Origin of the sequence: Phocaeicola sp. (genome assembly GCF_048170425.1) — a bacterium.
Classification (GTDB): domain Bacteria; phylum Bacteroidota; class Bacteroidia; order Bacteroidales; family Bacteroidaceae; genus Phocaeicola.
In genome coordinates this window covers 1-8,475 of record NZ_DBEXBB010000214.1, presented here as the reverse complement: position 1 = coordinate 8,475, position 8,475 = coordinate 1, and the positions used below count along the sequence as shown (strand labels likewise).

7 protein-coding genes are annotated in these 8,475 nt (G+C 46.5%); 6 read left to right on the top strand and 1 reads right to left on the bottom strand.

Annotation, left to right across the window (positions count from 1 at the left end):
* Positions 1 to 115: 115 nt before the first annotated feature.
* The 5 genes from glmS to ACMJ0U_RS08460 all read left to right on the top strand — a co-directional run bounded on the left by glmS (position 116) and on the right by ACMJ0U_RS08460 (position 6,706).
* Positions 116 to 1,960, top strand: a complete 1,845-nt coding sequence (gene glmS / locus ACMJ0U_RS08480; RefSeq protein ID WP_417129543.1) for a glutamine--fructose-6-phosphate transaminase (isomerizing) — start codon at positions 116 to 118, stop codon at positions 1,958 to 1,960.
* Positions 1,961 to 2,595: 635 nt separating this feature from the next.
* Complete coding sequence (locus ACMJ0U_RS08475) at positions 2,596 to 3,726, top strand: YARHG domain-containing protein (RefSeq protein WP_417129545.1); 1,131 nt, start codon at positions 2,596 to 2,598, stop codon at positions 3,724 to 3,726.
* Positions 3,727 to 3,853: 127 nt separating this feature from the next.
* Positions 3,854 to 4,621: a DUF1295 domain-containing protein gene (locus tag ACMJ0U_RS08470; RefSeq protein WP_417129542.1), complete on the top strand. Its 768-nt coding sequence runs from the start codon at positions 3,854 to 3,856 to the stop codon at positions 4,619 to 4,621.
* 14 nt (positions 4,622 to 4,635) lie between these two features.
* Positions 4,636 to 5,859, top strand: a complete 1,224-nt coding sequence (locus ACMJ0U_RS08465) for an NADH:flavin oxidoreductase (RefSeq protein ID WP_417129541.1) — start codon at positions 4,636 to 4,638, stop codon at positions 5,857 to 5,859.
* A gap of 1 nt (position 5,860) precedes the next feature.
* Positions 5,861 to 6,706, top strand: coding sequence for an SDR family oxidoreductase (locus ACMJ0U_RS08460; RefSeq protein WP_417129544.1), 846 nt, complete (start codon positions 5,861 to 5,863; stop codon positions 6,704 to 6,706).
* 70 nt (positions 6,707 to 6,776) lie between these two features.
* On the opposite strand, the gene ACMJ0U_RS08455 is transcribed toward ACMJ0U_RS08460, so the two are convergent.
* Positions 6,777 to 7,676, bottom strand: a complete 900-nt coding sequence (locus ACMJ0U_RS08455; protein WP_417129540.1) for a diaminopimelate dehydrogenase — start codon at positions 7,674 to 7,676, stop codon at positions 6,777 to 6,779.
* Positions 7,677 to 7,847: 171 nt separating this feature from the next.
* Between ACMJ0U_RS08455 and ruvA the strand changes: the two genes are divergently transcribed.
* Complete coding sequence (gene ruvA / locus ACMJ0U_RS08450) at positions 7,848 to 8,444, top strand: Holliday junction branch migration protein RuvA (RefSeq protein WP_007564550.1); 597 nt, start codon at positions 7,848 to 7,850, stop codon at positions 8,442 to 8,444.
* The last annotated feature ends 31 nt before the right edge of the window (positions 8,445 to 8,475 follow it).

Sequence of the window (8,475 nt, the reverse complement as noted above, 5' to 3'; positions counted from 1 at the left end):
AAATATTGAAAATTTCCCGATTTTATGAAGATTCATTCCAAAAACTATTGTGATAAATCGTAATTTCGTAGGTGAATAAAATTGATTTCTATAATATTTTAAGGTTAAAAGTAACATGTGTGGAATTGTAGGATATATCGGAAAGCGGAAAGCTTGGCCGATATTGATAGAAGGTCTGAAGCGCCTGGAGTATCGTGGATACGACAGTGCCGGAGCAGCCTTGATGAACAGCACTCATCAGTTGAATGTGTATAAATCCGTGGGAAAAGTCGCCGATTTGGAACGGACAGTCGAAGGACAGGATGTGTCCGGCTGCGTGGGAATTGCCCATACGCGCTGGGCTACTCATGGCGAGCCTAGTACGGTGAATGCCCATCCGCATTGCAGCCAGAACGGTAATCTGGCACTGGTACACAACGGGATTATCGAGAACTATGCCGTGCTGAAAGAAAAACTGCAGGCCAAAGGCTGCACCTTCAAGAGCAGTACCGATACCGAAGTACTGGTGCAGTTGATTGGCTACATCCAGCAGCAAGGTAATCTGGACTTGCTGACCGCTGTGCAGTTAGCTTTACGGGAAGTTATCGGTGCCTACGCCATTGCAGTAGTCGACCGTAAGCATCCCGACGAGATTATTGCTGCCCGCAAGAGTAGTCCGTTAGTTGTCGGAGTAGGCGAGGGAGAATTCTTTCTGGCTTCCGATGCCACTCCCATGGTGACTTACACCAATCAGGTGGTGTATCTCTCCGACGGAGAAATTGCCGTACTGCGGGCAGGTGCTCCCTTGAAGATTGTCGACCTGAACAATGTAGAGTGCCCGCATGAGGCACAGACCGTAGCCCTTAACATCGGGCAACTGGAAAAAGGAGGGTTTCCCCACTTCATGCTGAAAGAAATCTTCGACCAGCCCGACTGCATCAGCGACTGTATGCGTGGCCGCGTGAATCCAGACACTTGTACGGTCACTCTTTCCGCTGTATCCAATTACAAGGAACAACTGCTGCGTGCCGGACGCTTCATCATCGTAGCCTGCGGTACCTCCTGGCATGCCGGACTCATCGGCAAGCAACTGATTGAAAGCTTTTGCCGCATTCCGGTGGAAGTGGAATACGCCTCCGAGTTCCGTTACCGCAATCCAGTGATTCATCCTGACGATGTGGTCATTGCTATCTCCCAGAGCGGAGAAACTGCCGATACGCTGGCCGCCATTGAACTGGCCAAGTCGCAGGGAGCCTTTATCTATGGCATCTGTAATGTCATCGGTTCTTCCATTGCCCGCGCTACGGATACCGGTTCCTATATCCATGTAGGTCCCGAAATCGGTGTGGCGTCTACGAAAGCCTTTACCGGACAGGTCACTGTACTCACCTTGTTGGCTTTGGCGTTGGGGCGAGAAAAAGGTACACTTTCGGAAGAAGAGTATCATCGGATAGTGAAAGAACTGGTCACCGTCCCCGAGAAGATGCGGGCTGTCCTGAAACAGCATTCGTTCATTGCCGATTTTTCAAAGATGTTTACCTATGCCCGTAACTTCATTTATTTAGGTCGGGGATACGCCTTCCCGGTTGCCTTGGAAGGAGCTTTGAAGCTGAAGGAAATTTCCTACATCCATGCCGAAGGCTATCCGGCAGCCGAAATGAAACACGGTCCCATTGCCCTGATTGATGCCGAAATGCCGGTGGTCATCGTAGCCACTCAGTCACCTTTGTACGAAAAAGTGCTGAGCAACATTCAGGAAATCAAGGCCCGCAAGGGAAGAGTGGTAGCCGTAGTAACCGAAGGAGATACGGTTATCCGTAACTTAGCTGATTACAGTATCGAACTTCCCGCTACGTTGGAATGTCTGGATCCGTTAGTAGCTTCTATTCCGTTGCAGTTGCTGGCTTACCACATTGCGGTATGCCGTGGAATGGATGTCGACCAGCCACGCAATCTGGCTAAATCTGTAACGGTGGAATGACGTAAGTTTTTTATGGGCTCACTTAAATCCCTGTATTTCTGACGCTTTTGTGAGAAGTACAGGGATTTCTATTATTTATTGTTTCAGACTTGGAAATGTAGTATTGAAAAAGAGAAACCTCTAAGTTGAATTTTATATTTCCCTTCCGTAAAACTTACGTTTCTCATGGCAGAAACGTAGGTTGTTCTTTGGAGAAACATAGGTTGTTCTTTGGAGAAACATAGGTTTCTGAGATGGAAAACGTAGGATATACGGAAGAGATTTCGTTTTAATAAAGAGGTACTTGGTAAATACGGTTTCAGGGTCTATTTATGATTCTGGCATATTTTCAGTTACTAATAAAAGCTGATTGTTATTGGAGGATGGTTGGGTTTACATAGTTATATGGTTGTAGAATGTCAAAATAAATCCTTATTTTTGTATTTAGCGGAATTGAAAGTTGGGGAGCATCTTTGAAGACGGATGTGTTCATAGAGATAATAGCCGTCTGTCGTTGTAAGTTGAAGATTAGTTTTCAGGATAGGGTATTCATATTAATAACGTAAAACATGAAAGCAGAATGTTATTCAGAGAAAATTCGTCTCTTTTTTATAAGGAAAACATTATTACGTTGGATAATTGTGTGCTGTTTTTTGATGGTACATGTGGCGCTCCTGGCTAATGACGGGACATATTATACCAGTGGAAATCAGTTGCTTCCTCTTGTTGAAACCGATATCCGTGTACAGCGTGAGGTGCTGACTCTCAGTTGGGGTGAAGATGGTATGGCGGAAGTTGATGTATATTACGAATTTTTTAACCCGGAAGAAAGGAAGAAGGTTTTGATGGGATTTGAGGCTAATCCACCAATGTACATGGATTCGCTTGACAGGAGTGGGGCGCATCCTTATATTTCAGATTTTACGGTAGAAATGAATGACAAGCCGCTTTCCGTATCTACTTCTGTAGTGAAGAATGATACGCTTTATGTACAGAATGGGATGGTGTGTGCCCTTAATCTTTTCCAATATGAGATTGATGAAGCACGGAGTGGAAATTATTTGTGGAACCCTCAGATTAATGACGGAATTCCTATTTCGTTTGTATACCACTTTTCTGCTGATTTTAAACCGGGTGTCAATGTAGTACGTCATCGTTACCGGTATCTTATGTGCCAGAGTGCGTATTGTCGTTATGAACTGGATTATAAATTGTCTCCAGCCATGCGCTGGGCTAACCATCAGATAGATGATTTTACACTGCGTATCAAAACACGTGATGTGCCGTTACATTTTATGATGGAAGACAATCTGTTTTCTCAAGCAATTCCTCCACGTATTACAGGTACGGGGAAATGGCGCCGGCGCACTGTCTTAAATGGAAATCGAAACGATGTAGCGAGGGTATGTGAATATTTCCTTCGGGATGCGGTACTTGAATACCGGGTGAGAAATTATCGTCCTGGGGCAGAACTGTATCTTTTTTCTGCGGACTGTACAGATACGGGTGTGTTTACCCGACCAACCGATTATTATGCACTTCGGAACCGTTTAGGGGGGTATACGGAATTCCCATTGACGGAAACTTTATACCGAAGGGGGCGTAATTTACCTTTTGCTTTGCGGGGATACATATTTAAGAATAAAATGTTGAGTGATTATTTCCATTCTCAATGGTGGTATATTCCCGACCAGAGCTATCAGCCGATTCTTGAAGAACTGACTTTTGAGGAGCAGAAGTGGTTTGACTGGTTTGAAGAATATGCTCATTCTAGGTTGCATCATTGATGTGAATGTGAGGTCAGGCTTTGAAACTTACCCCCAATAGCATAAATCCCGCTATTTGGGGTAAGTTTTTCTGATTTCTTCTCTTTTCTGAATATATTCTTTATCTTCAAGGGCAAAACCGCACGCTATGAATTACGAAACTTATCAAATCATGCTATATGTCCTGTCCTTCCTGGCAGTGATAGTCTTTGTAGCACTTTATTTTGTGAAGGCCGGTTACGGCATGTTCCGTACCCGCTCGTGGGGATGGTCGGTGCCGAACAAAGTAGGCTGGGTACTGATGGAAGCTCCTTCATTTGTGGTAATGGGGCTCTGGGCATGGAAAGCAGAAGTAGAGGTGTATACTCCGCAGGCCGTATTCGTGGGACTGTTCATGCTGCATTATTTTCAACGTTCGTTTGTCTTTCCGATGCTGATGAAAGGGAAGAGCCGGATGCCGCTGGCTATCATGGCGATGGGGATACTTTTCAATGTAATCAATGCGACATTGTTGGCGGCCAGTTTTTGCAGTTTTGCATTGCCGGGAATATACGAACCGGCCACTTTCTGGGCGAATCCTTTACCTTGGGTAGGACTCGTGATATTTTTCATAGGTATGGCCATCAATCTGCAGGCAGACCATGTGATTCGGAACCTGCGAAAGCCGGGAGACACTCGCCATTATTTGCCAGAGAAAGGTTTTTACCGTTATGTGACTTCAGCCAATTACTTCGGGGAACTGGTGGAGTGGACAGGATTTGCCTTGCTGACGGCTTCGCCTGCGGCCTGGGTGTTTGTGTGGTGGACGGCAGCTAACCTGGTGCCGCGTGCCGATGCCATTTACAAACGCTATTGTGAGGAGTTCGGAAAGCAGGCGGTAGGAAACAGAAAAAGGATTATACCTTATATATATTAGGAAAAGGAGGGAAGATGGACTCACATTTATTTACTCCGGTCACTTTGGGACCGCTGACACTGCGTAACCGTAGCATTCGTTCAGCCGCATTTGAAAGCATGTGTCCGGGAAATGTGCCTTCACCGCAATTGCTGGATTATCACCGCTCGGTGGCTGCTGGTGGGGTAGGAATGACTACGGTGGCGTATGCAGCCGTAACGCGTAGTGGACTTTCATTTGACCGGCAGTTGTGGATGCGACCGGAGATTGTGCCGGGACTGCGTGAGCTGACGGATGCGGTACATGCCGAAGGGGCTGCGGCAAGCATTCAACTGGGGCATTGTGGCAATATGTCGCATAAGAGTATTTGCGGATGCCTTCCGGTAGGAGCAAGCAGCGGATTCAATTTGTATTCACCGACTTTTGTGCGTGGGTTGCGTGCCGATGAATTGCCGGAAATGGCGAAAGCTTATGGAAGCTCTGTGTGTCTGGCGCGTGAAGCAGGCTTTGATGCGGTGGAAATACATGCCGGCCATGGATACCTGATCAGTCAGTTTCTTTCCCCTTCTACCAATCACCGGAAGGATGAATTTGGTGGGACGTTAGCGAATCGGATGCGTTTCATGGAGATGGTGATGGAGGAAGTGATGAAAGCAGCGGGAAATGACATGGCTGTACTGGTGAAAATGAATATGCGCGACGGTTTTCGGGGAGGTATGGAACTGGACGAGTCATTACAGGTGGCACGGAAACTGCTGGAGTTAGGAGCGCATGCGCTGGTACTGAGCGGTGGGTTTGTCAGCAAGGCACCGATGTACGTAATGCGGGGAGAGATGCCAATCCGGACCATGACGCATTACATGACTTGCTGGTGGTTGAAGTATGGGGTACGGCTGGTAGGTAAATACATGATACCCTCTGTTCCTTTCCGTGAGGCTTATTTCCTGGAAGATGCCTTGAAATTTCGTGAAGCACTGGACATACCGTTGGTGTATGTGGGAGGCCTGGTGTCACGACAGAAAATAGAAGAGGTATTGAACCATGGTTTTGAAGCGGTACAAATGGGTCGTGCGCTGCTGAATGAGCCGGATTTTGTGAATCGAATGCGGCGGGAGGAGAATGCAAGGTGTAATTGTCGTCACAGTAATTATTGCATTGCCCGTATGTATACGTTGGATATGGCTTGTCATCAGCATTTGCAGGAAGAACTGCCGCCTTGTCTGAAGAAAGAAATTGAACGCATTGAAAGTAAAGGATGAGATGGAGCGTAAATTAGCAGTGATTACAGGTGCCGACGGAGGAATGGGAACAGAGATTACTCGTGCGGTGGCATTGGCTGGTTATCGGGTGATAATGGCTTGTTGTAACAGGGAAAGGGCTGAGGCTAAAAGAGAGTGGCTGGTGAAGGAAATGGGGAATCCGGATGTGGAGGTAATGTATATTGATTTGGCTTCGTTGGCTTCTGTGGCCGATTTTGCGGAGCAACTCTGTACCCGAGGAGAGAGGCTGACATTGCTGATGAACAATGCCGGGACGATGGAAACTGGTCGCAGACTGACGGAGGATGGCCTGGAACGCACGGTGAGTGTGAATTATGTGGGGCCTTATCTGTTGACACGCAAGTTGCTTCCGCTGATGGGAGAAGGGAGCAGGGTGGTCAACATGGTGTCGTGTACGTATGCAATCGGACGGCTGGATTTCCCGGATTTTTTCTTGCGCGGAAAGAAGGGGAGTTTCTGGCGAATACCGGTTTATAGCAATACGAAATTAGCTTTGACGCTTTTTACGCTTGAATTGGCAGCTCGTGTGAAGGAGAGAGGTATTGTGGTGAATGCGGCTGATCCGGGAATTGTATCGACGGATATTATTACCATGCATATGTGGTTTGATCCTTTGACGGATATTTTCTTCCGACCGTTTATCCGGACACCGCGTCAAGGGGCAGCTACGGCAATTGGCTTGTTACTGGATGAGGAAGCAGGCAGGCGTACCGGTACGCTGAATGTAAGCGGACATGCTGTAAAGTTATCCAGGAAGTATCTTCCTCATGTGCAACAGCAGGAGCTGTGGGAACGTACGGAGGAGATTGTAAAGAAATGGTTATAAGCTATATGAATAAAAACGGGCCGGCTTATCTGTGCGACAAACCGGCCCGTAGCGTGAAAGATTATGTATTTTATACCAAGTGAGCGATTAGTTCTTCACGGTCGCCTGCTAACAGGTCGATAACCGGAACTTCAATCATGGTATAGCATCCCGGTTGCTGCTTCATAGAAGCGCGAGCTACACAAACCAGTACCTGAGCGGTCAGAGCCGGGTTATTGATTTTCATGTCAAATTCGAAGAGCTGGTTGTGAGTTTTACCTGATACACCCTTACGAACCAAATTTACACCGTGGCCTACATCATTCAGGTCGTCTACGCAAGGAACCTGAATAACGTGTGTTTCATCGTTTACAAAATAGGGGTCAGCTTTGATAGCTGCTTCTACTGTCTTGAAATCTGCACCTTCTTCCAGTTCTACATATACCATACGGCGGTGAATACCTGTTCCCACCGGAATAGTCATAGATAATGCATCTTTTACTCCGGCAATGGCGCGAACGGCTACAGAGTGTCCCATGCTGCGGCCCGGACCGAAGTTAGTGTAAGTGATTCCTTTCGGAGCGATGGCTTCCAGCAACGCACGTACTACAGAGTCGCTTCCCGGATCCCATCCGGCAGAAATGATGGCTACTGCGTTGTGAGCTTTTGCTGTTTCACCCAAAGAACGGCGCAGGCTGGTAATCTGAGTGTGGATGTCGAAGCTGTCTACCGTGTTGATTCCTAATGCAAGGATTTCTTTTGCATATTGTTCTACGCTGCGGGTCGGAGTTGCCAGAATAGCTACATCTACATCTTTCAGTTCGCGAATATCCTTTACTACAGAATAATCGGCCAGTTCTGCAGGTTTGTTTTCTGCTCCATTACGGCGTACGATACCTGCTACTTCAAAATCAGGAGCTGCTTCAAGAGCTTCCAGTGTGAATTTTCCGATGTTTCCGTAACCTACTACGGCTGCTCTAATCTTTTTCATATTTCTTATTTGTTTTAAGTTGTTTCGTTTTAGTTGGCGCAAAAATACAGAATTAGAATCATTCCAAACAAGCAATAAAGCCACGAATTCCAAAAAAATCTGGCTGAACTTACAATTTATAACTTTCTTATCGTTATTTTTGTTCTCCATTTTATAAATTGTTAGAAAAACATGATTGAATATATCAAAGGAGAACTTGTGGATGCTACTCCGGCGTGGGTGGTTGTAGAGTGTAATGGATTAGGATATGGAATTAATGTGTCGTTGAACACTTACTCTGCCGTACAGGGAAAAAAGGAGGTCAAACTCTATATATATGAGGCCATCCGTGAAGATGCGTATGTGTTATATGGATTTGCCACCCGTCAGGAGAGGGAGTTGTTTTTGCTGCTTATCAGTGTATCGGGCATTGGAGGAAATACGGCACGTATGATTTTGTCAGCACTTTCTCCTTCGGAATTGTGTAACGTGATTGGCAGTGGAAACGACAAGCTGCTGAAGACCGTGAAGGGAATTGGTTTGAAAACGGCCCAGCGCATCATTGTGGAGCTGAAAGATAAGATTGCAGTGACAGGTATAGAGAGTGCGGCAACCGTCAAATCGGTGGCCGTGGCTGCCAATACGGAAATATATGAAGAGGCAGTGGCTGCATTGACCATGTTGGGATTTGCACAGGCGCCTTCTCAAAAGGTGACCGCGCAGATTCTCAAGGAGGAACCGGATGCACCTGTGGAAAAAGTGATCAAACTTGCTTTAAAGCGACTTTGAATATAGAAGTACTCTCTTGTGGGAGTACTTT